General features: G+C 67.6%; 25 protein-coding genes and 1 riboswitch. Of the genes, 10 read left to right on the forward strand and 15 right to left on the reverse strand.

Translation table 11 applies throughout. The features are described 5' to 3' along the window. Positions 1-3: 3 nt before the first annotated feature. From NWF22_RS23325 to NWF22_RS23360, 8 genes are all read right to left on the reverse strand, one after another. The gene (locus tag NWF22_RS23325) at positions 4-720 is read right to left on the reverse strand and encodes an urease accessory protein UreD (protein WP_160904271.1); all 717 of its coding nucleotides are present in this window, start codon (positions 718-720) and stop codon (positions 4-6) included. A gap of 2 nt (positions 721-722) precedes the next feature. Next, positions 723-1,409: an urease accessory protein UreG gene (ureG, locus tag NWF22_RS23330; RefSeq protein WP_160904270.1), complete on the reverse strand. Its 687-nt coding sequence runs from the start codon at positions 1,407-1,409 to the stop codon at positions 723-725. Positions 1,410-1,453: 44 nt separating this feature from the next. Next, entirely contained in the window at positions 1,454-2,074 is a 621-nt protein-coding gene (locus NWF22_RS23335) for an urease accessory protein UreF (protein ID WP_233752043.1), read from the reverse strand. A 73-nt stretch (positions 2,075-2,147) separates the two neighbouring features. Beyond that, the gene (locus NWF22_RS23340) at positions 2,148-3,869 is read right to left on the reverse strand and encodes an urease subunit alpha (RefSeq protein ID WP_160904268.1); all 1,722 of its coding nucleotides are present in this window, start codon (positions 3,867-3,869) and stop codon (positions 2,148-2,150) included. Further along, positions 3,869-4,198 (reverse strand): urease subunit beta, encoded by a 330-nt coding sequence (locus tag NWF22_RS23345; protein WP_160904267.1) that lies wholly within the window; start codon positions 4,196-4,198, stop codon positions 3,869-3,871. The genes NWF22_RS23340 and NWF22_RS23345 overlap by 1 nt, the downstream gene beginning before the upstream one ends. Positions 4,199-4,213: 15 nt before the next feature. Next, positions 4,214-4,516 carry an urease subunit gamma gene (locus tag NWF22_RS23350; protein ID WP_160904338.1) on the reverse strand — a complete coding sequence of 101 codons (303 nt, stop codon included), beginning with the start codon at positions 4,514-4,516 and terminating at the stop codon, positions 4,214-4,216. Positions 4,517-4,702: 186 nt separating this feature from the next. Further along, entirely contained in the window at positions 4,703-5,950 is a 1,248-nt protein-coding gene (locus NWF22_RS23355) for a DUF6986 family protein (RefSeq protein WP_160904266.1), read from the reverse strand. Then, positions 5,947-6,402, reverse strand: a complete 456-nt coding sequence (locus tag NWF22_RS23360) for a PaaI family thioesterase (RefSeq protein ID WP_160904265.1) — start codon at positions 6,400-6,402, stop codon at positions 5,947-5,949. Before NWF22_RS23360 ends, NWF22_RS23355 begins: the two co-directional genes overlap by 4 nt. A gap of 284 nt (positions 6,403-6,686) precedes the next feature. Between NWF22_RS23360 and NWF22_RS23365 the strand changes: the two genes are divergently transcribed. The 9 genes from NWF22_RS23365 to NWF22_RS23405 all read left to right on the forward strand — a co-directional run bounded on the left by NWF22_RS23365 (position 6,687) and on the right by NWF22_RS23405 (position 18,028). Continuing rightward, positions 6,687-7,085, forward strand: a complete 399-nt coding sequence (locus tag NWF22_RS23365; RefSeq protein WP_160904264.1) for a BlaI/MecI/CopY family transcriptional regulator — start codon at positions 6,687-6,689, stop codon at positions 7,083-7,085. Between the two features lie 49 nt (positions 7,086-7,134). Further along, entirely contained in the window at positions 7,135-8,085 is a 951-nt protein-coding gene (locus tag NWF22_RS23370) for a M56 family metallopeptidase (RefSeq protein ID WP_160904263.1), read from the forward strand. A 69-nt stretch (positions 8,086-8,154) separates the two neighbouring features. Next, entirely contained in the window at positions 8,155-9,624 is a 1,470-nt protein-coding gene (gnd, locus tag NWF22_RS23375) for an NADP-dependent phosphogluconate dehydrogenase (protein WP_160904262.1), read from the forward strand. A 19-nt stretch (positions 9,625-9,643) separates the two neighbouring features. Further along, complete coding sequence (gene guaB1 / locus NWF22_RS23380) at positions 9,644-11,077, forward strand: GMP reductase (protein ID WP_160904261.1); 1,434 nt, start codon at positions 9,644-9,646, stop codon at positions 11,075-11,077. A 3-nt stretch (positions 11,078-11,080) separates the two neighbouring features. Then, on the forward strand, positions 11,081-12,469 hold the full coding sequence (locus NWF22_RS23385) for a hemolysin family protein (RefSeq protein ID WP_160904260.1): 1,389 nt from the start codon (positions 11,081-11,083) through the stop codon (positions 12,467-12,469). Further along, positions 12,462-13,538, forward strand: coding sequence for a hemolysin family protein (locus NWF22_RS23390; RefSeq protein ID WP_160904259.1), 1,077 nt, complete (start codon positions 12,462-12,464; stop codon positions 13,536-13,538). The genes NWF22_RS23385 and NWF22_RS23390 overlap by 8 nt, the downstream gene beginning before the upstream one ends. 5 nt (positions 13,539-13,543) lie before the next feature. Continuing rightward, entirely contained in the window at positions 13,544-14,425 is an 882-nt protein-coding gene (locus NWF22_RS23395) for a 3-methyladenine DNA glycosylase (protein ID WP_160904258.1), read from the forward strand. 73 nt (positions 14,426-14,498) lie between these two features. Further along, positions 14,499-16,670, forward strand: coding sequence for a malate synthase G (locus NWF22_RS23400; RefSeq protein ID WP_160904257.1), 2,172 nt, complete (start codon positions 14,499-14,501; stop codon positions 16,668-16,670). Between the two features lie 152 nt (positions 16,671-16,822). Next, entirely contained in the window at positions 16,823-18,028 is a 1,206-nt protein-coding gene (locus tag NWF22_RS23405) for a substrate-binding domain-containing protein (RefSeq protein ID WP_160904256.1), read from the forward strand. 25 nt (positions 18,029-18,053) lie between these two features. On the opposite strand, the gene gcvP is transcribed toward NWF22_RS23405, so the two are convergent. From gcvP to garA, 5 genes are all read right to left on the reverse strand, one after another. After that, positions 18,054-20,918, reverse strand: a complete 2,865-nt coding sequence (gene gcvP / locus NWF22_RS23410; protein ID WP_160904255.1) for an aminomethyl-transferring glycine dehydrogenase — start codon at positions 20,916-20,918, stop codon at positions 18,054-18,056. 151 nt (positions 20,919-21,069) lie between these two features. Further along, positions 21,070-21,171: riboswitch (glycine riboswitch) on the reverse strand. A gap of 91 nt (positions 21,172-21,262) precedes the next feature. Then, positions 21,263-21,928: a MerR family transcriptional regulator gene (locus NWF22_RS23415; RefSeq protein WP_258321259.1), complete on the reverse strand. Its 666-nt coding sequence runs from the start codon at positions 21,926-21,928 to the stop codon at positions 21,263-21,265. 302 nt (positions 21,929-22,230) lie between these two features. After that, entirely contained in the window at positions 22,231-22,737 is a 507-nt protein-coding gene (locus NWF22_RS23420; RefSeq protein WP_160904254.1) for a bifunctional nuclease family protein, read from the reverse strand. A 150-nt stretch (positions 22,738-22,887) separates the two neighbouring features. Then, entirely contained in the window at positions 22,888-23,613 is a 726-nt protein-coding gene (gene ftsR, locus NWF22_RS23425) for a transcriptional regulator FtsR (RefSeq protein WP_444881598.1), read from the reverse strand. A gap of 4 nt (positions 23,614-23,617) precedes the next feature. Further along, positions 23,618-24,073 carry a glycogen accumulation regulator GarA gene (garA, locus tag NWF22_RS23430; protein ID WP_160904252.1) on the reverse strand — a complete coding sequence of 152 codons (456 nt, stop codon included), beginning with the start codon at positions 24,071-24,073 and terminating at the stop codon, positions 23,618-23,620. Between the two features lie 19 nt (positions 24,074-24,092). Between garA and NWF22_RS23435 the strand changes: the two genes are divergently transcribed. Then, complete coding sequence (locus NWF22_RS23435) at positions 24,093-24,245, forward strand: hypothetical protein (protein WP_160904251.1); 153 nt, start codon at positions 24,093-24,095, stop codon at positions 24,243-24,245. A 143-nt stretch (positions 24,246-24,388) separates the two neighbouring features. Here NWF22_RS23435 and gcvH read toward each other — a convergent pair whose 3' ends face one another. Next, complete coding sequence (gene gcvH, locus NWF22_RS23440) at positions 24,389-24,793, reverse strand: glycine cleavage system protein GcvH (protein WP_160904250.1); 405 nt, start codon at positions 24,791-24,793, stop codon at positions 24,389-24,391. 55 nt (positions 24,794-24,848) lie between these two features. Then, positions 24,849-25,433 (reverse strand): CDP-alcohol phosphatidyltransferase family protein, encoded by a 585-nt coding sequence (locus NWF22_RS23445; RefSeq protein ID WP_258321260.1) that lies wholly within the window; start codon positions 25,431-25,433, stop codon positions 24,849-24,851. Between the last annotated feature and the right edge of the window lie 46 nt (positions 25,434-25,479).

Genomic DNA, 25,479 nt, shown 5'->3' on the forward strand with positions numbered 1-25,479 from the left:
GACTCACCCGGTTCTCAGCGCCGCCAGATCGAGATCGTCGGCGAGCACCCGGGTGTGATGCGCCGACGATCCCAGCGCTGTCGTGAGGGTTGCCGGCGCGCTCTGGTCGGTCCGGGCGAGCTCGAGGCGAGCCGCGTACGCGACCTCGGAGACCGCGGACTCGCGCGCGTCGGGGTATCGGAAAACGCTGCTCACGGCGCAATGGCCGCTGCCCGTGGGGCCGCCGAGTCCGAGTCGGTGTCGCAGCAGGGGGCTCTCACCGACGTCCACCCGCAGCCCGCCCTGCCACCGTGCGCGCTCGACATCCTCGACGCGCTCGGTCGACCGTCCGAGCTGAGCGTGTTCGGCGATGATGAGCGTGGCGGACGGGTCGGCGGCAACGGTGGTCGTCGTGCGGTGGTCGGCGCCACCAGCGACGACCGTCGGTTGTGGATCCAGGTGCAGTCGCCCACCGGCGCCCACCTCGATGTCCCAGGTCATCTGCGAATCGGGTCGTTGCCGTGCGGGTAGCGCGAGCGTCGCGGCGACCGTCTTGAGGTGCAGCGAAGCGTCCGGCTCCACCACCACGCGGATGTCGATGACGTCACCACCGAGCGGCGTCGCGGCGGTGCTGATCAGGTGCACGGTGTCCACGCCGGTCTGCCGCACCGCGAGACCACCGACGGCCATGACCCGCGGCGATCGGCCGCGACGGGCGATGATCTCGATCTCGGTGTGCACGGTCAGCCGGTCACCGCGAGTTCGGCCAACTGTCGTCGTACCCAGCCCAGCACTTCGGTGGCGGCAGGGTCGTCGGTCAGCGAGATCATCGCCGTCGGCCGTCCCTCGCGTACCCGTTCGGCGTCCGTGCGCATCACGTCGAGGTCGGCGTGCACCTGCGGTGCGAGGTCGGTCTTGTTGATGACCAACAGATCCGAATACGTCACGCCGGGTCCGCCTTTACGCGGGACCTTGTCGCCACCGGCGACGTCGATGACGAAGATCTGGGCGTCGATCAGCCCGGTCGAGAACGTGGCGGTCAGGTTGTCGCCGCCGGATTCCACCAGGATCAGATCGAGCGGCGGGTTGGCCTCGACGAGATCGTCGATGGCGTCGAGATTGGCGGTGATGTCGTCGCGGATCGCCGTGTGTGGGCATCCGCCGGTCTGCACCGCGGTGATGCGCTCGTCCGGCAGCACCGCGTTGCGGCGCAGGAAGTCGGCGTCCTCGGTGGTGTAGATGTCGTTGGTCAGCACGGCCACCGAGAGTTCGTCGCGGAGTTGACGGCACAGCGCGGCGACGAGCGCGGTCTTGCCCGAGCCGACCGGGCCACCGATACCGATCCGCAGCGCCTCTCCCGGCTCGCGGTGGCGGCGAGGTCGCGAATGGTCGTGGCCGTGGGGCTGTCCGTCGATGAGATGCGGGGGCATGTCGTCCTCTCGTGGATACGTGCGGGAAGTTGCGTGTGGGGTGCTCAGGACACGAACAACGGCATGTCGCGGCGTTCGTGGCGTTCGGCGAACACGTCGAGCATCGGGTCGGAGAGATCCGCGAGTTCGACCGCCGCGGCGGCGGCGACCCGCTCGCATTCCGCGCCCAGGTCGGCGATCACGACCGCGACGTCGGCCGGGTCGAGAGCGAGCAGCCGCTGACCGGCGGTCGCTGCGCCGCTCATCGTGGTGTAGACGAGGATCAACGCCGTGTGGAAGCCGGACAGCTCGCTGAGCCGTCCCACCGCCCCGGAGATGACCGGCAGATGGGTGCGTGGGGTGTGGCCGCTCCAGTCGTGCTGTGGCCACAGCCGGCCGGCGAGGCGGCGCATGCCCCGACCCTGCGCCAGCGAGGCGGACCGCGCCGCCGCCGACGGTGTACGCGCATCGGTCTCGCGTTGCGCGGCGGGTATGTCGAGCGTGCCATCGGCCACCGCCGCGGCGATCGACGCGGAGACGAGCCCGCTGGTGGCCACGCGTCGCCGCAGGAATTCCGCGAGGGTCTCGGCATCGACGACGACCCGGTCGGCGATGGCCTGTTCGACTCCACCCGAGTGCACATGCCCGCCGATGGGCAGCCGCGAGTCGGCGAGTGTCAGCACCATCGCCAGCTGGGAACGGGTGTGTGGGGTCGGCATCATCGGCGCGGGCGAGTCTGTTCGGTGTTCGACATCGCGCTCAGAACAGGAAGTACCGCTGCGCCATCGGCAGTTCGGCCACCGGCTCACTGTCCCAGACCTCGCCGTCGACGCGCACGGTGAACGTGTCGGGTTCGATGGTGATCTCCGGGGTCGCGGCGTTGTTGATCATGTCCGCCTTGCCGATCCGGCGGGTGTCACCCACCGCGACGAGCCGCCGATCGAGCCCCAGGGCCTCCTCGAGCCCGGCGTCGAGCCCGCCCTGGGCGACGAAACTCACCGATGTCGCAGCGGCGGCCTTCGGTGCGGCGCCGAACATCGGACGCGGCAGCACCGGTTGTGGTGTGGGGATACTGGCGTTGGCATCACCCATCGCGGCCCACGCAATGGCGCCGCCCTTGATCACCAGATCCGGACGCACCCCGAAGAACGCCGGGTCCCACAGCACCAGGTCGGCCAGTTTACCGGTCTCGATGGACCCGATCTCACCGTCGAAGCCGTGTGCGATCGCCGGACAGATCGTGTACTTGGCGATGTAGCGCCGCGCCCGGTTGTTGTCCGCGGCACCGTCACCCGACAACGCGCCGCGCTTGGTCTTCATGACATGAGCGGTCTGCCAGGTTCGCAGCACCACCTCACCGATCCGTCCCATGGCCTGCGAATCCGAACCGATCATGGAGATGGCGCCGAGGTCGTGCAGCAGATCCTCTGCGGCGATCGTCGACGGCCGAATCCGGCTCTCCGCGAACGCCAGATCCTCGGGCACCGTCGGATTGAGATGGTGGCACACCATCAGCATGTCCAGGTGTTCGTCGAGGGTGTTGACGGTGTGCGGGCGCGTCGGATTCGTCGAACTGGGCAAGACGTTGGCGTGCGACGCCACTGTCATGATGTCCGGCGCATGACCGCCGCCGGCACCCTCGGTGTGATAGGCGTGAATGGATCGTCCGGCGATGGCCCCGATGGTCTGCTCGACGAATCCGGCCTCGTTGAGCGTGTCCGAGTGCAGCGCCACCTGCACCCCGGTCTCGTCGGCGACGCGCAGGCAGGCGTCGATCGCGGCCGGGGTGCTGCCCCAGTCCTCGTGGAGTTTGAAACCGGATGCGCCCGCACGGATCTGCTCATGCATCGATTCCGCGGACACCGTGTTGCCCTTGCCCAGCAGCGCGATGTTCATCGGCCAGTGGTCGGTGGCCCCGAGGATCGACGCCAGATGCCACGCACCCGGGGTGACCGTGGTGGCCTTGCTGCCCTCGGCCGGCCCGGTCCCGCCACCGATCACGGTGGTGATCCCGTTGCCCAACGCCTCGTCCATGATCTGCGGGCAGATGAGGTGGACGTGGCAGTCGATCCCACCGGCGGTGAGGATCTTGCCGTTGCCGGCGATGATCTCGGTGGACGGTCCGATCACCAGGTCCGGGTGGACCCCGTTCATCGTGTCCGGATTGCCGGCCTTGCCCAGCGCCACGATCCGGCCGTCCCGAATACCGACGTCCGCCTTGACGATTCCCCAGTGATCGAGAATCACCACCCCGGTGATCACGGTGTCCGGCGCGCCGTCGGCACGGGTGGCGCGGCTCTGGCCCATCGACTCCCGGATGACCTTGCCGCCACCGAACACCGCCTCGTCACCGGCCAGACCCGGCCCGCCGCAACGATCCTCGGTGACCTCGATCAGAAGGTCGGTGTCCGCGAGCCGAATCCGGTCACCGACCGTCGGACCGAAGAGCTGCGCATATCTGTCTCGTCCGAGTGTCGCCATCAGTCAAGCCTTCCGGGTGCGTCGAGCGAGATGCCGTGGACCTCGCGGGCGCCGCCGAGTCCGATCAATGCCACCGTCATCGCGATCCCAGGTTCGAATCGCACCGCGGTGCCGGCCGGAATGTCCAGTCGGCGCCCACGGGCGGCTGATCGATCGAAGTCCAAGGCGGCGTTGGCCTGCGGAAAGTGGACGTGACTGCCCACCTGTACCGGACGATCACCGGTGTTGATCACGGTCAGGGTGATGGAATCGGCACCCTCGTTGAGTTCGATGGTCCCCTCGGCGGGCAGGATCTCGCCGGGAACCACCGACGACTGCGTTCGCGACATTTCGGCCTCTCGCGGTCAATCGATCGGATTGTGCACGGTCACAAGCTTCGTACCGTCCGGGAAGGTGGCCTCCACCTGCACGTCATGCAGCATCTCGGGCACGCCGTCCATCACATCGGCACGCGCGAGGACCTCGCGACCCGATGCCATCAACTCGGCAACGGCCCGTCCGTCCCGGGCACCTTCGAGCACGTGATCGGTGATCACCGCAACGGCCTCGGGATGGTTGAGCCGCAACCCACGCGCCTGCCGGCGCCGGGCCAACTCCGCGGCATAGGAAATGAGCAAACGTTCCTGCTCATGCGGCGACAGACGCACCAGTTCCTCTCCTAGCGACACGGAGGCGGTCATCACGGACCACATCCATCCGGCGACGGCGCACGCCGTGCACCCGGCGTTGCGTAGGAATCATCCTGCCATGAGCACCGCGCTCTCGGCTCGGCGAACGCACTCGGGTCGGTTCCGCCACGGCCGGGAACAGGCTCTCTCGCCCGCTGCCGGGGATCAGGCCGGCAGTCCCCCGCCGCCGGCCCGCAACGCGGCCACGCGCTCGGTGGTGCACAACGGGGCGATCCGCACGACCTCGTCAACGCTGAACGCTCCGGCGGCGAGCCCGCGCTGGAGAACCGATGCCAACGACATCGCGGTCGCCGGTTCGTCCACCACGTCGGAGGCGGTGCGATCAAAGTAGGCCTGCAAGCGCCGCGCCGCGGTGGGCATCGCCGACCGGAAGAATCCGATGACCGCGGTCCACCGGGTGACGAGGTGGCCCGGGTGCATATCCCACCCCTGATAGAAGCCGCGTTCCAGCGATCGCAGCACCAACGCATGATGTCGCCGAACCGCGGCGGCCACCGTCTCGGGTGTACCCACCGGGACGACCTGCGTCGAGCCGTCGCTGATCCACACCCCCGTCTGCGCGGCGGCGGCCTGCATCACGGCCTTCGCGTGGTCGGCGACCGGGTGGGCCAACGACTGATGCGCCGAGACGATGCCGGCGGCCGCGCTGTAGTCGTAGGTGCCGTAGTGCAAACCCGAGAGCCTCGGAACTCCCCGATGGATGGCTTCGGCAACGGTGGCGCGACCGTCGGCACCCAGCACCGCCTGCGGGATCTCCACCTGCAGCTCGTATCGCAGTGAGTTCTCGGGCAGGCCGTGCGCACGTTCGAACGCAGCACACAGCGCGTTGACCGCTTCCACCTGACGGACGTCACGCAGCTTCGGCACCGTGAACACGAAACCGTGCGGGACACCTCCCGCGCCGTCGAGAACGAGTTCGAGGGTCCGTAATCCGCGCGCACGCTCATGCGCGCCGAGGCCCTTCGCCCGCACCCCGGCGCTGCGTGGCGATCCGGGACGTGCCGCCGCCCACGCAGCGAGGATCTCCCCGGCCCGACGCGCATCCGCGTCCTCGACGGCATCCGCGCGCCAGCCATAGCCGTCCTCGAGGTCGATCCGCAGGTCCTCGACGGGGTCGGTGTGCAGCCGCCGCCGCGCGAGGTCGACCACCGTCGCGTCGCCGCCGGCGAGTTCGGTCAGCAGCTCACCGACCTCGTCTGCCAGCGTCGCGGCGCGCTCGCCCCACACGCGCGGGGTGTCGACGTCGACGTCGGCGGCGCTCACGTACACGGTGTGCGCGGGCTGTGGTTGCGGTCGGTCGCCCGGATACTGCTCGGCCAGCTCGGCGTCGACCGGAGCCAGGATGTCGTCGATGTGCGCCCGGTCCGTGTCGGGCAATCCGCGCGCGATCATGCGCCGGCGGTGACGTCCGGGGCGGCCACTCCCTCGGGGAGCTCGATGTTCTGCAGTCGGACCTGTGAGGTCGCCACCAGCCGGCCATCGCCGTCGGTCATGGTGACCCGCCACAGCTGCTGCCGTCGACCGCGGTGAACCGGGGTCGCCTCGACCGACACGGTGCCCGTGCTGATGGATTTGAGGAAGTCGGTGTTGTTGTTGACGCCCACCGCGGTCCCGCCGATGCCGCTGGACTGCAACCAGGTGAAGCCCCCGATGCTGGCCGTGCCCTCGGCGAGGGCGCAGTAGACACCGCCGTGCACGATCCCGAAGGGCTGATGATGCTGCTCGGACATCTCCACCGTGCCGGCCACCAGATCAGCGGTCACATCGGTCAACCGCAAACCCAATGCGGCGTCGAATCCCCGGCCGAAGGTGTCTTTGATCAACTGCTCGTCGTCCACGCTCATTCCATGAGCCTGGCACGAGGCGTGCGGATCGGTGCAGTGAGGCCGCCCGGTGTGTCGGCGGAACGGGTCCGGGAACCGGTAGGCCCCACGATGCGTTGCATCGTGGGGCCTACCGCGGCGTGGACCGGGGGTCTCTGCAGCCCTCAGGACTCTCACTCGGTCCGACGTGATTAGAACGTAGGATAGCCTTACCAATGTTGTCAAGGGTGCCGATGAAAGTGCTGGATGACGAGTCGGCGACCATCCGGTGACCGGTCTGCACGAGTAGGAGAATCAGAAGTAAAATGCGAAGAATGAATGGGCTGGGCGACCTCGAACGAGCAGTCATGGACACCCTGTGGGAGAGTTCGACCCCGCAAACGGTGCGACAGGTCCATGAGACGCTGTCCCGCGACCGCTCGCTGGCATACACGACGATCATGACCGTGCTGCAGCGACTCGCGAAAAAGAACCTGGTCACCCAGATCCGTGACGATCGTGCCCACAAGTACATCCCGACCCACCCGCGTGAGGACCTCGTCGCCAGCCTGATGGTCGACGCCCTCAGCGAGGCGGACGCACCCGGCTCCCGGCACGCGGCACTGGTGTCCTTCGTCGGCCGGGTCGGCGCCGACGAGGCTGCCGCGCTGCGGCACGCCCTCGATGAACTCGAAGCCGCGCGAGGTGCCGGGGACACGGGATAGATTCGGCGCAACACATTCCGCACCCCGCAGCCCACGCAAGGACGTTTCGATGACCGCGCTTTTCTTCGGCATCCTGACCTTGGTGTTGGTCGGCCCCGCCGCCGAGGCCATGTCGCGCGCCTCGTGGCCGGTCCACGCCCCGCGCGCGGCGATGACGCTGTGGCAGGCGATTGCCCTGGCGGGGGTGTTGTCGGCATTCAGCTGTGGCCTCGCGATCGCCGCGAACCTGTTGGCCCCCGGCCCGGACGGTGCGCCGACCACCAATCCACTTCATGAGATCGATCGGCTGGGCCTGCCACTGTGGCTCACCCTGGTCGGTGTCTTCGCCCTCACGCTGATGATCGGCGCGCGACTGATGTACACGGTGATCCGCGTCGGCGTCCGCACCCGCGCACGACGCCACACGCACCGCCAGCTCATCGACATCCTGGATCGCTGCCATCGCAGCGACCCGTCGCATCCGCTGTTCGGCCGGGATGTGCGCATGATCGATGTGGAACAGCCCCTCGCCTACTGCCTACCCGGGCTCCGGCAGCGAGTCGTCGTCAGCGAAGGCGTCGTCGCCCGCCTCACCCGGGCAGAGTTGACCGCGGTACTCGCCCACGAACGCGCGCACCTGCGCGCTCGCCATGACCTGGTCCTGGAGGCATTCATCGCGCTCCACGAGGCCTTCCCGCGGGTCGTCCGCAGCAAGTCGGCACTCGGCGCCGTCGAGTTGCTCGTCGAGTCCCTCGCCGACGATCAGGCCGTGCGCGCAACCGCCCCCACCACACTCGGACGCGCACTGGTCGCGTGTGCGGATGCGGTCGCGCCGCGCGGGGCGATGGCTGTCGGCGGCCCCACCACGTTGGCGCGCATCCATCGGCTGCGCGACGAGCGTCCCACCCGACTTCTCGCCGTCTCCGCCTACACGGCCGCGGCGGCGATCCTGGTGGTGCCCACCTTGGCTGTGGCGATCCCGTGGCTGACCGAACTCAGCCGACTGATCTCGGCGGCGTGAACCACTTCACAGCCACGCTCGTGACCCTCCCGCTCGTGACACCGCGCCGCACGCAATAGGCTTGCAGCCATGACGACTTCTGCCGCCACCGACTCGGACCCCACTGACGCGACGAAAGCCCAGATCGGTGTCACCGGTCTCGCCGTCATGGGCTCGAACATCGCCCGCAACTTCGCCCACAAGGGCTACACGGTCGCCCTGCACAACCGCAGCATCGCGAAGACCGACGCGCTGATCGAACAGCACGGTTCGGAAGGCTCGTTCATCCGGACCGAGACCGTCGAGGAGTTCATCGCCGCGCTCGAACGCCCACGCCGCGTACTGATCATGGTGAAGGCGGGTGCAGCGACCGACGCCGTCATCGAAGAACTCGCCGCTGCGATGGAACCCGGCGACATCATCATCGACGGCGGCAACGCGCTCTACACCGACACGATCCGGCGCGAACGCGCACTCGCCGAGCGCGGGCTGCATTTCGTCGGCGCCGGCATCTCCGGCGGTGAGGAAGGCGCGCTGAACGGCCCGTCGATCATGCCCGGCGGTCCCGCCGAGTCCTACAAGTCCCTCGGCCCCCTGCTGGAGTCGATCTCGGCACACGTCGACGGTGAACCGTGCTGCACCCACATCGGGCCGGACGGTTCGGGCCACTTCGTGAAGATGGTCCACAACGGTATCGAGTACGCCGACATGCAACTCATCGGCGAGGCCTACGACCTCATGCGCAAGGCACTCGACATGCCGGTCGCCGACATCGCCAACGTGTTCCGCGAATGGAACTCCGGCGACCTCGACAGCTATCTGGTGGAGATCACCGCCGAGGTGCTCTCCCAGGTCGACGCCGAGACCGGCAAACCGCTCGTGGACGTCATCGTGGACGCGGCCGGTCAGAAGGGCACGGGTCGCTGGACCGTGAAATCGGCGCTCGATCTGGGCATCCCGACCACGGGAATCGCCGAGGCCGTTTTTGCGCGGGCACTGTCCAGCGCCACCGATCAGCGCAAACAGGCCCAGGGTCTGGAGTCGGGTACCTTGTCGGCCGCACCCACCGACACCACCACCTTCGTCGACGACATCAACAAGGCGCTCTATGCGTCCAAGGTCGTCGCCTACGCGCAGGGCTTCGATCAGATCGCCGCCGGCAGCGCCGAGTACGGCTGGGATGTGGCACCCGGAGATCTGGCCACCATCTGGCGCGGCGGCTGCATCATCCGGGCGAAGTTCCTCAACCGCATCCGCGACGCCTACGCGGAGAATCCGGAACTGCCGAGCCTGCTGCTCGCGCCGTATTTCCGCACTGCGCTCGAGGACGCGGTGGACAGCTGGCGCCGCGTGGTGGCCACCGCCACCACGATGGGCATCCCGGTCCCGGCCTTCGCGTCATCGCTCTCCTACTACGACGCCCTGCGCAGCGAACGGCTGCCGGCCGCCCTCACCCAGGGTCTGCGCGACTTCTTCGGTGCGCACACCTACCAGCGCATCGACAAGCCGGGCACGTTCCACACCCTGTGGAGCGGTGACCGGACCGAAGTCACGGCCTGAGAGGAGCCTCGGCAGTACCGTGCGATTCCTGGAAGGCCACGCGCCCACCCACGACCTGACCTACGACGACCTGTTCATCGTGCCGAACCGGTCGGACGTGACGTCACGGTTCGACGTGGATATCGCGACCTCGGACGGAAGCGGGACGACGATCCCGATCGTCGCCGCGAACATGACCGCGGTCGCGGGCAAGCGGATGGCCGAGACCGTCGCCCGCCGCGGTGGATTGGTGGTCCTCCCGCAGGACCTGCCGATCGCCGCGGTGTCGGCGTCGATCGATCACGTGAAGTCTCGGCATCTCGTCGCCGACACCCCGGTCACGCTCACCGCGGAGAGCTCGGTCTCCGAGGCCCTCGCCCTGATTCCCAAGCGTGCGCACGGGGCGGCCGTGGTGGTCGATGACGGTCGGCCGATCGGTGTGATCACCGAGAAACGGTGCCGCGACGTCGACCGGTTCGCGCGGGTGCGCGAGGTGCTCGACCGCGACATCATCACGCTGCCCGTGGACACTGCACCGCGCGACGTCTTCGACGCGCTGGGCGACCGGCACCTCGGTCTGGCAGTACTCGTCGACGACGACGGCCGACTCGCCGGCGTCCTCACCCGTCTGGGTGCGCTACGACACGCGATCTATCGGCCCAACGTCGACGACGCGGGCCGGCTGCGCATCGCCGCCGCAGTCGGAATCAACGGCGACGTGGTGGGCAAGGCAAAGGCACTCGCCGCGGCCGGCGCCGACCTGCTGGTCATCGACACCGCGCACGGACACCAGGAGAAGATGTTGAGTGCGCTGGAGGCCGTCGCCACGGCCGACCCGGGGGTGCCGATCGCCGCCGGCAACGTGGTGTCGGCACAGGGCACCACCGATCTCCTCGACGCCGGCGCCACCATCGTGAAGGTCGGCGTCGGACCGGGCGCCATGTGCACCACTCGCATGATGACCGGCGTCGGTCGCCCGCAGTTCTCTGCCGTTGCCGAGTGCGCCGACGCGGCCCGTGCGCGGGGCGCCCACGTGTGGGCCGACGGTGGTGTACGCCATCCGCGCGACGTGGCACTCGCGATCGCCGCAGGTGCGTCGAACGTGATGATCGGCTCCTGGTTCGCCGGCACCTACGAGTCGCCCGGTGATCTGCAGACCGACGGCCAGGGCATGTACAAGGTCAGCTTCGGCATGGCGTCCAAACGTGCCGTCGCCGCTCGCTCGGCGAGCGACGGCGCCTACGATCGCGCTCGGAAATCGTTGTTCGAGGAGGGTATCTCGAGTTCGCGTATCCGCCTCGACCCCGATCGGCCCTCGGTCGAGGACCTGATCGACCACATCTGCTCGGGACTGCGCAGCACCGCCACCTATGCGGGCGCCCACAACCTGGCCGAGTTGCACGACAAGGTCGTCCTGGGTGTGCAGTCGGCCGCCGGATTCGCCGAAGGGCGCCCGCTACCGGTCGGGTGGTGACGGTTGGAGATCTTCCTCCTCGTCGCCAGCCTCGTCGGCTTTCTCGCCCTCACCCTGGGCACCGCACTCTTCGTGGCTGCGGAGTTTTCGCTCACCGCGCTGGAACGGTCGACCATCTCCGACGACGTCGACACCCGCGGCGACCGCCGGTCCCGACTGGTTCAGCGCGCCCACTCCACCCTGTCGTTTCAGCTCTCCGGCGCCCAGCTCGGTATCACGATCACCACGTTGATCACCGGCTACATCGCCGAGCCGGTGCTGGCCCGGATCTTCTCCCCCGCGCTGACCGCGCTCGGGCTCGGCGAGTCGATGACCCGAGGCGTGTCGCTGATTCTGGCGCTGGTCATCGCGACGTCGCTGTCGATGGTCCTCGGCGAGCTGATCCCGAAGAACCTTGCGATCGCGAAACCGCTGACGGTCGCCCGCGCCACCGCCGGCCCGATGACGATCTTCTCGGCCGCCTTCCGGTGGGCGATCAACGGACTCAACGGCTCCGCGAACTGGGTGGTGCGACGACTCGGCATCGAACCCGCCGAGGAGCTCGCCTCGGCGCGCTCACCGCAGGAACTGGTGTCGCTGGTGCGCAACTCTGCCCGTGAGGGATCCATCGACGCCGGCACCGCCGCTCTCGTCGACCGCTCGCTTCGTTTCGGCGAACTCACCGCCGAGGATCTGATGACACCGCGCGTCACCATCGAATGCCTCGATCGCGACGACAGTATCCGGGATCTGGTGATGGCCTCCTCACGGACCGGGCACTCACGCTTCCCGGTGGTGATCGACGGCGACCTCGACGACCTCGTCGGCGTCGTCCACATCAAACAGGCGTTCACGGTCAGTCCCGAACGCGCCGCAGACACGACCGTCGCGTCGATCGCACGGGGTGTGCCGCGGGTACCGGTCAGCCTCGACGGGGACTCGCTGATGGAACGAATCCGCGCCGACGGTATGGAACTGTGCGTGGTGATCGACGAGTACGGCGGTACCGCCGGCATTGTCACCACCGAGGATCTGATCGAGGAGATCCTCGGCGACGTCACCGACGAGCACGACCAGGAGCGCGCCGACGTGGCCGAGGACGGCGCCGGCTTCCTGTGCTCGGGCCTGCTCCGGATCGACGAGGTCGCCGACGCCACCGGGTACCGCGCACCCGAGGGGTCCTACGACACCCTGGGCGGTTTGATCATGTTCTGTCTCGGTCGGATAGCCGAGGTCGGCGACACGGTCGACCTGCCCGACCGAACCCCGGTGGCCGACGCCGACGACGAGGAACACGAGCCGACCGAGGACAACGAGATCGCCTGGCGGGCGACCGTCACCCAGATGGACGGACGACGGATCGACGTCGTCTCGCTACAACCCATCGGCGACGCGGAGGTGACCCGTGGGTGACCTCTGGGCGGTGCTGCTCACCTTCGTGCTGCTCGGTGGCAACGCATTCTTCGTCGGAGCGGAATTCTCACTGATCTCCGCGCGCCGCGACCGGCTCGAGGCCCTGGAGGAAGCGGGCAAAAAGCGTGCCCGGACGGTGATCGGCGCCGGCGAGCGGCTGTCGCTGATGCTGGCCGGTGCCCAGTTGGGTATCACCATCTGCTCCATCCTGCTCGGACGTGTCGGCGAGCCGGCGGTCGCACATCTCATCGAGCGGCCGCTACATCTCGTCCACGTACCCGAGGCCCTGCTGCATCCGATCTCCTTCACCATCGCGCTGTCGCTGGTGGTGGTCCTGCACATCCTCATCGGCGAGATGGTGCCCAAGAACATCGCGCTCGCCGGCCCGGAGACGTCGGCCATGTTGCTCGTTCCGGCCCACCTCATGTTCATCCGGATCGCGCGACCGCTCATCGCGTTCTACAACTGGCTGGCCAACATCTCGCTGCGCCTGATGCGGGTGGAGCCCAAGGACGAACTGGCCTCGAGTGTCTCCCCGGGCGAGCTGGCCCAGATGATCGCCGAATCCAAGCAAGAAGGTCTGATCGACGCCGAAGAGCATGAACGACTCACCCGAGCGTTGCAGTCGGTCAGCCGCACCGTCGGCGAGGTGATGATCCCACTGGACAGCCTGCGCAGCGTGTCGGTCGAGGTCGAGGAGATGACCGGCGGCACCGGACCCACGCTGGGATCGGTCGAGCGGGCGGTGAGCGACACCGGGTTCTCCCGGTTCCCGGTCCGCGGACCCGACGGCACGTTCACGGGCTACCTGCACCTCAAGGACGTCCTCGACGAGATCCTCGACGAGCAGATCGGACCGGACACCATCATCGGCATCTCCAAGATCCGCCCCCTGCCGGTGATCGCCTCGACCACCCTGCTCGAGGAGGCCACGTCCACCCTGCGTCGCACGAGCTCCCACCTGGGCGCGGTGGTCGGCGAGAGCGGCCGCACCATCGGGGTGGTCGCGCTCGCCGACCTGGTCGAGGAGTTCGTCGGCAACGTCCGCGACGAGACCCACCGGGTGTGACGGCGATGTCTGACCCCATGACCGGCGCCGTCACCGAAACGAGGCTGTCGCGCGGCGAGTGGGAGTGGCGACGGCAGCGGCACCGCGAGCGGGTCGACGCGTTGATCGGTGACTATCTGCGCAGCCGTCGCCGCGGGTCGAAACACCCGGTGATCGACTTCCTGTTCACCTACTACTCGTCACGTCCGGCACATGTCCGGCGCTGGCATCCCGGATACGGTGTCGTCCTTGCCGACGCCGACGAATTCCTGTCGATGCGCGGCTACCGTCGCGTCGACGGCGGGGTCTCGGTGGATCCCGCATATCTGAGCTCACGGACAGGTGCGCTCGCGGCCACCGAGGCGCTGCTGCGCGCCACCGCCTCACGCCCCGCCCGGCTCGGCTGCTTCGGCCTGCACGAATGGGCGATGGTCTACCGCACCGACGACATCCGTCACGATCTGCCGCTACGCCTCGGCCGGGCCGGCACCGACGCCGTGGTCGATCAGATGCCACTGCACTGCACCCATTTCGACGCGTTCCGGTTCTTCACGCCGGCTGCTCGACCCCACAACGAGGCAGAGCTGAGCCGCGACCGCCAACTGTCCGATGAACAGCCGGGCTGCCTGCACGCGACGATGGATCTGTACCGGGCCTGCTTCACGCTCGCGCCGCTGATCGATTCTGCTCTGACCCTCGACAGCTTCGCCCTCGCACTGCGGTCCCGCGAGCTCGACATGCGCGCGAGTCCCTACGACCTGCGGGCCCTCGGCTACCCCCCGGTGCCGATCGAAACACCCACCGGCCGCGCGCAGTATGTCCGCGAGCAATCCGAGATCGCGGACGCGGGCGCGATCCTGCGGGCCAGGGTGGCCGATCGGTGTCGCGAGCTGCTCGGACAGACCTGACGGGATCCCCGCGAAGCACCGATTACCGGCGAGTAGCATGGATACGTCGATTCACCGTAGGAGAAAGGCTGTCATGTCTGACCGGACCACCGTCAACGGGCTGCAGGTCGCTACCGTCCTGTATGACTTCATCAACAACGAGGCGTTGCCCGGTACCGGTGTAGACACCGACAGCTTCTGGGCCGGTGCGGCATCGGTCATCGGCGACCTCACCCCGCGCAACGAGGAACTCCTCGCGATCCGCGACGATTTGCAGGCCAAGATCGATCAGTGGCACAAGGACAACAACGTCGCCGGTGACTTCGCCGCCTACAAGAAGTTCCTCACCGACATCGGCTATCTGGTGGAGCCTCCGGCCGACTTCCAGATCGCGACCGAGAACGTCGACCGCGAGATCGCCGAGACCGCCGGCCCGCAGCTCGTGGTGCCGGTGCTCAACGCCCGCTTCGCACTCAACGCATCCAACGCGCGGTGGGGATCGCTGTACGACGCCCTCTACGGCACCGATGTGATCCCGGAGACCGACGGCGCGGAAAAGGGCAAGGGCTACAACAAGGTGCGCGGCGACAAGGTCATCGCGTACGCCAAGGACTTCCTCGACAAGGCCGTCCCGCTCGAGCAGTGCAGCTACACCGATGTGACGGCATTCACGATCGCCGATGGCGCACTGGGCGTGACCCTCGCCGACGGCAAGACCTCCACACTGGCCGATCCCTCGGCCTTCGCCGGATATCGCGGGGAGCCTTCAGCACCGTCGTCGATCCTGTTGCGCCACAACGGTTTGTACCTCGACATCGAGATCGACCCGGACTCCCCGATCGGCAAGACCGACCCGGCCGGCATCAAGGATGTCGTGATGGAGTCGGCGATCACCACGATCATGGACTTCGAGGATTCGGTGGCCGCGGTCGACGCCGACGACAAGGTGCTCGGCTACCGCAACTGGCTGGGGCTGAACAGGGGCGACCTCGCCGAAGAGGTCAGCAAGGGTGGCAAGAACTTCACCCGGACACTCAACGGCAACCGCGACTACACCGCTCCCGACGGCTCCGCATTCGACCTGCACGGCCGGTCCCTGCTGTTTGTGCGCAACGTCGGACACCTGATGACCAATCCGGCCGTACTCGACGCCGAGGGCAACGAGGTGCCCGAGGGCATCCTCGACGCCCTGGTCACCTCGCTGGCGGCCATCCACGGCCTGTCCACCCAGGGCGGCGTGCAGAACTCCCGCACCGGCTCGATCTACATCGTCAAGCCCAAGATGCACGGCCCCGACGAGGTCGCCTTCACCGTCGAGTTGTTCGGCCGGGTCGAGCAGGTCCTCGGCCTGCCGGAAAACACGCTGAAGGTCGGCATCATGGACGAGGAGCGCCGCACCACGGTCAACCTCAAGGCGTGCATCAAGGCCGCCAAGAATCGCGTGGTGTTCATCAACACCGGCTTCCTCGACCGCACCGGCGACGAGATCCACACGTCGATGGAGGCGGGCGCGATGATCCGCAAGGGCGAGATGAAGCAGCAGAAGTGGATCGCGGCCTATGAGGACTTCAACGTCGACACCGGGCTGGCCGCCGGGCTGCAGCACAAGGCCCAGATCGGCAAGGGTATGTGGGCGATGACCGACCTGATGCGCGACATGGTCGAGCAGAAGATCGGTCAGCCGAAGGCCGGCGCGAGCACCGCCTGGGTGCCTTCACCCACCGCCGCGACCCTGCACGCGATGCACTACCACCTCGTAGACGTCTTCGAACGTCAGGACGAGATCGCCAAACGCGATCCGGCCAGCGTCGACGACATCCTGACCATCCCGCTCGCACCGAAGACCGACTGGTCCGACGAGGAGAAGCAGCAGGAACTCGACAACAACTGCCAGTCGATCCTGGGGTACGTGGTCCGCTGGATCGATCACGGCGTCGGCTGTTCCAAGGTGCCCGACATCCACGATGTCGCGTTGATGGAGGACCGCGCCACGCTGCGCATCTCCAGCCAGCTCCTGGCGAACTGGATTCACCACGGCATCGTGACCGCCGACGACGTGGTGGCCTCGTTGCAGCGGATGGCTCCGGTGGTCGACCGGCAGAACGCCGACGATCCCGCCTACCGGCCGATGGCACCGGACTTCGATTCCAATATCGCATTCCAGGCGGCCAAGGCACTCATCCTGGAGGGCACGACCCAGCCCAGTGGCTACACCGAGCCGATCCTGCACCGCAAGCGGCGGGAGTTCAAGGCCGCCAACGCCTGATCGACGCCCTGACAGGCCCGTCGCACGAGTGGTCGAGAGGCCACCATGCTGTCCGGCGGGATGATGTCCGCTATCGTCGTCATCTGTCACCCCGATCACAGTCGGCTCGGGGTGACAGATGACGATTGCCCGGAACAGCGGAAGGCGGGGGGTTGGCACACCATCGCAGTACCGACCGTGGCGCATCGATGCGTGGTCGGGGGGTCAGCCGCGGGCTGGTCGGCGCTCTGCTGGCCGTCGTCCTCGTGGCGGCCGTGGTCGTGGTGTGGTTCCAACTCGGCGACCGCATCGACCGGCAGGGTGAACAGGCCGCCGGCAACTGCGTCGAGGGTCGCTCCACCGTCCCCATCATCGCCGACCCGGATGTCGCCGACGCGTTGAACTCCATCGCCACGGAATACACCGAGACCGGGCCGGTGGTGCGCGATCACTGTGTGGTGGTGGAAGTCCGTCCGGGCGACGCGAAGGTGACCCTGGATGGTCTGTCCGGGACCTGGGATCCGGTCGCGCTCGGCGCACGCCCCGCCGCATGGGTGCCACAGTCCTCGATCTGGGCGGCCGATCTGATGACCGCACGCCCCGACATCGTCGACGGCAACCCGGCATCGCTGGTCAGTTCGCCGGTGGTGCTGGCCACCGCGCCGCAGCTGGCCGAGGCCTTCGACGGTCAACTCGACTGGCAACAACTGCCCACACTGCAACAGCGAGACGCCTCGCTCGGCGCCTTCGGACTCGGCAGCTGGGGCTCGATCCGCCTCGCGATGCCGGTCGGCGCCCAATCCGACGCGACCGCGTTGGCGGCGCAGGCCGTGGCGATGCAGGTCACCCGGACCATGGGCACGCTCACCGAACAGGACGCGAACTCACCGCGGGTGGCCTCGAGCGTCGAGGCCATGTCGTCGGGTGCCCCGCAGTCACCCGATGGGACCCCGGTCGGGGCGGCCCGCGAGATCGCCGAGGCGTCGGATCCGGGCGAATCCCCAATTCACGCCGTGGCCATCACCGAACAGGCCCTGTACCAACTGACCCGCGAGGACACCACCCCACGGCTCGCCGAGGTGATCCCCGGCGGTCCGACGCCGATCGCCGACTATCCGATCATTCGTCTCTCCGGCGAGGACGTCGCTCCCGAACAGACCGATGCGGTGGCCGAGTTCTTCGAATTCGTCAGTCAGCCCGAACATCTCGCGGTCCTGACCGACCTCGGTTTCCGCGGTGACGCGCCGATGCCCCCGAAAACCGCCACCGTCACGTTCCCACTCACCGAGAACCCGATGCCCCAGCCGGAGACGGCGGCCACGGTCACCATCAACCGCCTCGTCTACGGCCCCGACAGCGGGCCGGCGACGGTCGGGTAGCCGGCGGGTTGCGGCCAGAACCGGATCAGCTGCTGAAGGCCTCGATCGGCGGGCAGCTGCACACCAGGTTGCGGTCGCCGAAGGCCTGGTCGATGCGTCGGACCGCGGGCCAGATCTTCGCGCGGCCGCCGGCCGACGGAAGACCGAGCGGGTACACCGCGGTCTGGCGGGAGTAGGGGTGATCCCAGTCACCGACCAGCGCTTCGGCGGTGTGCGGCGCCCCGCGGAGCGGGTTGTCGTCGGCGGGCCACTGCCCCGCGGACACCTGGTCGATCTCGGCGCGGATGGCGATCATCGCATCGCAGAACGCGTCGAGTTCGTCCAGGTTCTCGCTCTCGGTGGGCTCGACCATCAACGTGCCGGCCACCGGGAAGCTCATGGTGGGCGCGTGGAAACCGTAGTCGGCCAGACGCTTGGCCACATCGTCGACCGTCACGCCGGTGTCCTTGGTCAACGGTCGCAGGTCGAGGATGCACTCGTGGGCCACCAACCCGTTCTCCCCGGCGTACAGCACCGGGAAGTACTGGCCGAGCCGGCCGGCGATGTAGTTCGCCGAGGCGATGGCGGTCAGGGTGGCCCGGCGCAGACCGTCGGCGCCCATCATCGCGATATAGGCGTAGGTGATGGGCAGGATCGAGGCAGATCCGTAGGGCGCTGCTGCGATGGTCGCGTCACCAGGAAGATCGTCGTCGAGCGGGTGACCGGGCAGGTACGGCGCCAGGTGGGCCCGCACCGCCACCGGTCCGACGCCCGGTCCACCGCCGCCGTGTGGGATGCAGAAGGTCTTGTGCAGATTCAGGTGACTCACGTCGCCGCCGAATCGTCCCGGGCGGGCCACGCCCACCAGGGCGTTGAGATTCGCGCCGTCGACGTACACCTGACCGCCCGCATCGTGCACGGCCGCACAGATCTCCTCGATGTCGTGTTCGAACACGCCGTGTGTCGACGGGTAGGTGATCATGATCGCGGCCAGCGCGTCCCGGTGCTTGCCGATCTTGGCGCGCAGATCGTCGACGTCGACGTCACCGTTGTCGCGGCAGCCGACGACCACCACCCGCAACCCGGCCATGACCGCCGACGCGGCGTTGGTCCCGTGCGCACTCGATGGGATCAGGCACACGTCGCGCCCGGTGTCACCGCGGCCGAGGTGGTAGCGGCGGATGGCGAGCAACCCGGCGAACTCCCCCTGGGAACCGGCGTTGGGCTGAACACTCACCCGGTCGTAGCCGGTGACGGCAACCAGCCAGTCCTCGAGAGTCGAGATCAGCTCGCGGATGCCGACGGTGTCCGACGCCGGAGCGAAGGGATGCAGACGCGCGAAGCCGGGCCAGGTGATCGGTTCCATCTCTGCGGTGGCGTTGAGCTTCATCGTGCACGAACCGAGCGGGATCATGCTGCGGTCGAGTGCGATGTCTTTGTCCGCGAGCACGCGCAGATAACGCAGCATCGCCGTCTCGGTGCGATACCGGTTGAACGCCGGGTGCGTCAGGAACTCGCTGCGCCGGGTTTCGATCGGTTGCGAGAATGCGTGCCGCCGAACACCTTCGGCACTGAACGCGCGCAGCACCACGGCAAGATCGGCCGAGGACGTGGTCTCGTCACACGCGACACCGACAGTGTCGGCGTCGATCCGGCGCAGGTTCACGTTCTCCCGCTTGGCGTGTGCGATCACTCGGTCGGCTTGTCCCGGAGCGCGCACCACGATGGTGTCGAAGAAGGACGAATGGGCGATGGCGAACCCCGCGACGGTCAGACTGTCGGCCAGGAAGGCGGCATGCTCGTGGACACGCCGGGCGATCGCCCGCAATCCCTCGGCGCCGTGATACGACGCGTACATCGCGGCCACCACCGCGAGCAGCACCTGTGCGGTGCAGATGTTGCTGGTCGCCTTCTCGCGACGGATGTGTTGTTCGCGCGTCTGCAACGACAACCGGTACGCGAGGTTGCCGTCGACGTCTTTCGAGACACCGACCAGACGGCCGGGCAGTTGTCGCGCATGCGCGGTGTGCACGCAGAGATAGCCGGCGTGGGGCCCACCGAAGCCCATGGGGACACCGAAGCGCTGCGTGGTGCCGAAGCAGACATCGGCCCCCATCTCCCCCGGCGGCGTGATGAGGGTCAGCGCCAGCAGGTCGGCACCGACCGACACCAACGCTCCGCGGTCATGGACCGCGTCGATGATCGCGCCGATGTCCAGGATGCGACCCGATGCGCCGGGCGTCTGCAGGATCACGCCGAAGAAGTCACCCTCGGGCAGGCCGCAGGCAGGCATCGCGGGATGCAGCGATGCCTCGACGACCTCGATACCGAGCGGCTCTGCGCGGGTCTCGATCACCGCGCGTGTCTGGGGGAAGAGATCCGAATCGACGACCAGTCGCGACGATCGGGACTTGCCGGCGCGGCGCATGAGCGTCATCGCCTCGGCCGCAGCGGTCGCCTCGTCGAGCATCGACGCGTTGGCCACCTCCATCGCGGTCAGATCCGCGACCATGGTCTGGAAGTTGAGCAGCGCCTCGAGCCGTCCTTGGCTGATCTCGGGCTGGTACGGCGTGTACGCCGTGTACCACGCCGGGTTCTCCAGCACGTTGCGCAGGATCACCGGAGGGGTGTAGGTGTCGTGGTAACCCAGCCCGATCATCGACCGAGCGACGATATTGCGGTTCGCCAGTTCGCTGAGCTGTTCGTGTATGTCGTGTTCGCTGACCGCTGCGGGCAGCGACTGCAGACCATTGGTCTCCGGGTCGTCGGCGATGACCGCGGGCACCACCCGGGCGGCGAGTTCGTCGAGCGAGGAGACGCCGATCGCGGCCAGGATCCGCTCGGTCTCGGCGGCGTCGGGACCGACGTGACGGTCGACGAATGTTGGGGTGGAGTCGTGGGCGGCGGGCATGACAGGTCAACCTTTCGGCGGTCTGCGGCCCTCCCCCTCTGTCATACCGGGAATCCGCGAACGGACACGTGGGCGCCTGAGAGATTCGGTCGTGATCGACCTTTCACCGTGGGCGGAGCCGGGTCACCCCGGCTCACTTTCCAGAGACGCCGTCAACATCACGGTCCTGGGTGCCTGAGAGTTTGACGAGGAGGTGTTGCTCCTTCGGCGGCCCCCGCCGTTTCCGACGGCGACTCTCTCCCGCGACGCAGCGACGCGTCATCAGTATACGTCGAGGACTGCGGGACGCAGGTCGAGGTCGTAACGTCCGGCGCCACTGGTGTCGTGCGACAACTGGAGTCCCGCTAGCCGGTGCGGCGGGTCCGGCTCTTACGACGCGCCGCGAGTTCATCCTCGGGTGCGGTCTCGGAGACCCCGCCGTCGGCGCGCTCGCCGGGGAAATCGGCGATGGTGCCGGTCAGTTCACGCATCGCACCGCTCACGGCGATACCGAAGACACCCTGGCCGCCCTGCAGGAGATCCACCACCTCTTCGGCGGATGTGCACTCATAGACGGTGGTGCCGTCGGAGAACAGCGTGATCCGGGCCAGATCCTCCACACCACGCTGGCGCAGGTGGTCGACCGCGACCCGGATGTTCTGCAGTGAGATCCCGGTGTCCAGCAACCGTTTCACGATCTTGAGGACGAGGATGTCCTTGAACGAGTAAAGGCGCTGACTCCCCGAACCGGCGGCGCTTCGAATGGACGGCACCACCAGCGAGGTCCGGGCCCAGTAGTCGAGCTGCCGATAGGTGATCCCGGCGATCTGGCATGCACTGGGCACGCGATAGCCGACCAGGTCGTCCGGGACGGTGTCGTTGGGAAAGATGCCCGGCGCGATGTCGTCGAGACTGCCTTGGGTGGCGGTACCCGGGTTCGACGCGCCGGTGCGATCGCCGCGGCCCTCGCCGTCGGCCGCAGTCACCTCGGTCGGTGACGGCATTTCGTCGTCGAACGGCTGATCGCCCACTGCAGACTCCCTCGCAACGCCAGGATCGACTCGACAAACACGTCACCTCGAGGCCTCCCTCGAGACTGCTTCAACAGTACGCGCCTGACAGACGATCATCCTTCGTCCCCGCTCAATTCGGGCGACGTGTCGACGGTATGCGGCCTGCGAGCACTGAATCAACGCGACTCGCGGTCAGCCCTCAACCTCTACTTGAGATCGAGTAAACGGTGACCTGGCGGTGTCCATTCCGTGATCTGGGCCGTCCGTCCGACCCCGAATCCGCCGGCATCAGCACACGCCCCGGGCCCACACTGCTCGGCCTACGCCCCGCCACTCGCCTTGAAGTCATCCGGCGAGACGTTGTCGAGGAATTCCTTGAACTTCTCGACCTCGTCCTCTTTGGCCTCTGCCGGAGCACCCTCGTCCCCACTCTCCTCCGGGATGAGCAGACCGGCCTCGGTCAGCACGTCCTCGTCGGCGACGATGGGTACACCCGCACGCATCGCGACCGCGATCGAGTCCGACGGGCGTGCAGACACACGCAGTTCGTCGGCGAAGATCATCTCCGCGTAGAACGTCCCCTCCTGCATGTCGACGATGCGCACCTCGCGCAGGGTCTTGCCGAAGTCGTTGATCAGATTGACGATCAGGTCATGGGTGAGCGGGCGTGGCGGCTCGATACCTTTCTGCTGCAACGCGATCGATGCGGCTTCGCTCTGCCCGATCCAGATCGGCAGATACCGTTCGCCGTCCACCTCGCGCAGGAGCAGCACCGGCTGACTCTGCGGTGGCTCGACCCGAATGCCCACGACTCGCATTTCGCCCATCTCGCACCCGCTTCCTCATGATCGCCGGATGATCGGTCACCGTCGGAGCGAGGGTGGTTCCTCGCGAGTCTCCGATCACTGAACACGACGCTACACCGCATGCGACGGCCATGGCGGCTGCCCGAGCCCAGATCGGCCGGGCCGATCCGATCAGTCCAGGACGTCGCGAACGGCGGCCTTGACCAACTGGGTGTGCAAGGTGACCGACAGTGCCGCGATCTCGCGGACCAGTTCTTCGGCGCGATCCCGCGCACCGGTCCCCTTGCCCTTGGCGATCGGGTTCGCGATCTGCGCGACCAACCCGGCCTCACGGTCGGCCGAGACCTTGAACGCCCGCAGATGGCGGGTCTCCAAACCGTAGTTGGCGAGTGCCGCGGCGGCCTCGACGAGCCGCACGGCGTCCTCGTCGAAGAATCCGGCCGGGCCGGCCGCCAGCAACCCGTTGCGCTGCAACTCGGTGACGAATGCCGCGTCCACCCCGGTCCGGTCGATCAGCGCCTCACGCGAGACCCGATCTCCCCGGGAACCGAAGTCGGTTGCCGGTGCCACCGCACCGCGTGCCGAGGAGATCAGCCGAGTGGCGCCGCCTCCCGGTCCGCCGTCCCCCCGGTCGATCGCCTCGAGCTGCTCCTTGATGACCTTCAGCGGCAGGTACCGATCCCGTTGTGCGGTCAACACGAACCGCAGTCGCTCGACGTCGGCCGAGCTGAATCGGCGATACCCGGATGGCGCCCGGTCGGGTGTGATCAGACCCTCGGATTCCAGGAAACGAATCTTGGAGATCGTCACATCCGGGAAATCCTCCCGCAGCAGGGCGAGGACCGAGCCGATCGACATCGATCCTTCGCCGCGCTGACCTGCCGACGACGCCGTCACGGCGTCAGGCGCCGGCGTGGCCGTCGCGCGGACCGCTCAGGAACACGAGACGGAACTTGCCGATCTGCACCTCGTCGCCGTTGCTCAGCTGCGCGGTGTCCACCGGCTCACGATTGACATAGGTGCCGTTCAGGCTGCCCACGTCGACCACCTGGAACTCGTTGTCACCAAGGCGGAATTCGGCGTGGCGACGACTGACCGTGACATCGTCGAGGAAGATGTCGCTATCGGGATGCCGTCCCGCCGAGGTCGTCGGCTGATCGAGCAGAAAACGCGAGCCGGCGTTGGGACCGCGCTTGACGACAAGCAACGCCGTGCCGGGCGAGAGCCTCTCCACCCCGGTGTCGGCTGGTTCACTCGAGGTGGTCGCCCCGGCGTCGAGTTCGGAGATGAACTCCTCCCGGAAAACCGATGTGGTCTCCACCGGCGCCTCGAGGTCCTTGTCGTTTTCGCTCACCACTTCTCCTTCGTCTGTTTCGGTGCCCGCGGATCTCGGCATCACCGACATGTCAACGCCCGCGGCGGCACGCGAGTCGCATGCCCCTCGCGCCGGCGATGCCGGTCCGTCATCGTCCACCTCGGGCTTCGGTCCGGCCGACGACGCTGGCGTCGGCGGGCCGGATCTGCTGTGAGTAACCGTACCGTGTCGCGGCCTCCACACGGGCGATCGAGTCGATCACGACACCGACGATCATAGTCGTAGGGGTCGCCGCGACCGACCGTCGACACCGCGGGAGTCACGGGCCGGTGTTTCACCGCCACATCGTGCGATGAATCAGCCGTCGATCGCCGCGCGATAGCCGTCGGCGTCGAGCGTCTCCGCCAGTGCCGCGTCGAGTGTGGATTCGTCGGCGACATCGATGACCACCAACCAGCCGGAACCGTACGGATCCGAATTGACCAGTTCGGGAGTCGTCTCGAGCTCGCCGTTGACCTCGGCCACCGTACCTTCCAGGGGCCCATAGATGTCCGAGACACTCTTGGTCGATTCGACCTCGGCGAACGACTCACCGGACTCGACGGCGTCATCGACAGCCGGCAGCTGCACGAACACCACGTCGCCGAGCGCATCCTGCGCGAAATCGGTGATGCCCACCCGCACGCTGGTCGGCCCGGTCCTCTCCACCCATTCGTGTTCGGCCGTATAGCGCAGGCCCGCGGGCACATTGGTTTCGGTCACGGTGCACCTTTCTGGTCTGTCGCACCATCTGCGGCGGCGACTCCACCGACTCAGGTTACGTTGCCGACGACGTGCTGCGCGGCATCCGCCGCATCACGAGCGCCGTCTGGTAGGCGTACAGGACAAACGACCACAGGTAGAGCCCGACACCCCAGATCATGAACGCCCACCCGATCGGGTAGCAGATGGTGCCGATGATCGAATCCAGTTGTCCGGCAAGCAGCCACGGAAACGCGCTCATCAGGGCGAAGGTGGCGGCCTTCCCGATGTAGAGCACCGGCAGGGCCACCAGGCCGCGAGAACGCAACAGCGGTGCGGTGGCGAACAATGCCAGGTCGCGACCGATGATCACCGCGATCAGCCACCACGGCACGAAGTCCCGGATGCCGAAGACAATCGGGATGATGACGATGTAGAGACGGTCGGCTGCCGGATCGAGCAACGCACCGATCCGCGACGACTGGTCGAGCCAGCGCGCGATCTTGCCGTCCGCCCAGTCCGAGAACCCCGAGAACAGGAGGATCGCGAACGCCCAGGCGTCGGCCTCTTCGACCAGCAACACCCAGACGAAGACCGGGATCAGCACCAGCCGCAGCAGGCTGAGCGCGTTCGGGACGGTCAGCCACCGATCGTCGGCCACGCCCGTCGACTCACCCTGCGATCGGGGACCCGGACGGTCCGCCGCC

This window comes from Gordonia mangrovi (assembly GCF_024734075.1).
In the GTDB taxonomy this organism is placed as follows: Bacteria; Actinomycetota; Actinomycetes; order Mycobacteriales; family Mycobacteriaceae; genus Gordonia; species Gordonia mangrovi.

Coding starts and splice junctions, on each gene's coding strand:
- NWF22_RS23355 (WP_160904266.1), bottom strand. CDS start 5,950: ATGATCGCGCGCGGATTGCCCGACACGGACCGGGCGCACATCGACGAC.
- NWF22_RS23365 (WP_160904264.1), top strand. CDS start 6,687: ATGCGAAGAATGAATGGGCTGGGCGACCTCGAACGAGCAGTCATGGAC.
- NWF22_RS23340 (WP_160904268.1), bottom strand. CDS start 3,869: ATGGCGACACTCGGACGAGACAGATATGCGCAGCTCTTCGGTCCGACG.
- NWF22_RS23335 (WP_233752043.1), bottom strand. CDS start 2,074: ATGGTGCTGACACTCGCCGACTCGCGGCTGCCCATCGGCGGGCATGTG.
- NWF22_RS23420 (WP_160904254.1), bottom strand. CDS start 22,737: ATGGGCGAAATGCGAGTCGTGGGCATTCGGGTCGAGCCACCGCAGAGT.
- ureG (WP_160904270.1), bottom strand. CDS start 1,409: ATGCCCCCGCATCTCATCGACGGACAGCCCCACGGCCACGACCATTCG.
- NWF22_RS23395 (WP_160904258.1), top strand. CDS start 13,544: ATGTCTGACCCCATGACCGGCGCCGTCACCGAAACGAGGCTGTCGCGC.
- NWF22_RS23360 (WP_160904265.1), bottom strand. CDS start 6,402: ATGAGCGTGGACGACGAGCAGTTGATCAAAGACACCTTCGGCCGGGGA.
- NWF22_RS23345 (WP_160904267.1), bottom strand. CDS start 4,198: ATGTCGCGAACGCAGTCGTCGGTGGTTCCCGGCGAGATCCTGCCCGCC.
- gcvP (WP_160904255.1), bottom strand. CDS start 20,918: ATGCCCGCCGCCCACGACTCCACCCCAACATTCGTCGACCGTCACGTC.
- gnd (WP_160904262.1), top strand. CDS start 8,155: ATGACGACTTCTGCCGCCACCGACTCGGACCCCACTGACGCGACGAAA.
- NWF22_RS23370 (WP_160904263.1), top strand. CDS start 7,135: ATGACCGCGCTTTTCTTCGGCATCCTGACCTTGGTGTTGGTCGGCCCC.
- NWF22_RS23400 (WP_160904257.1), top strand. CDS start 14,499: ATGTCTGACCGGACCACCGTCAACGGGCTGCAGGTCGCTACCGTCCTG.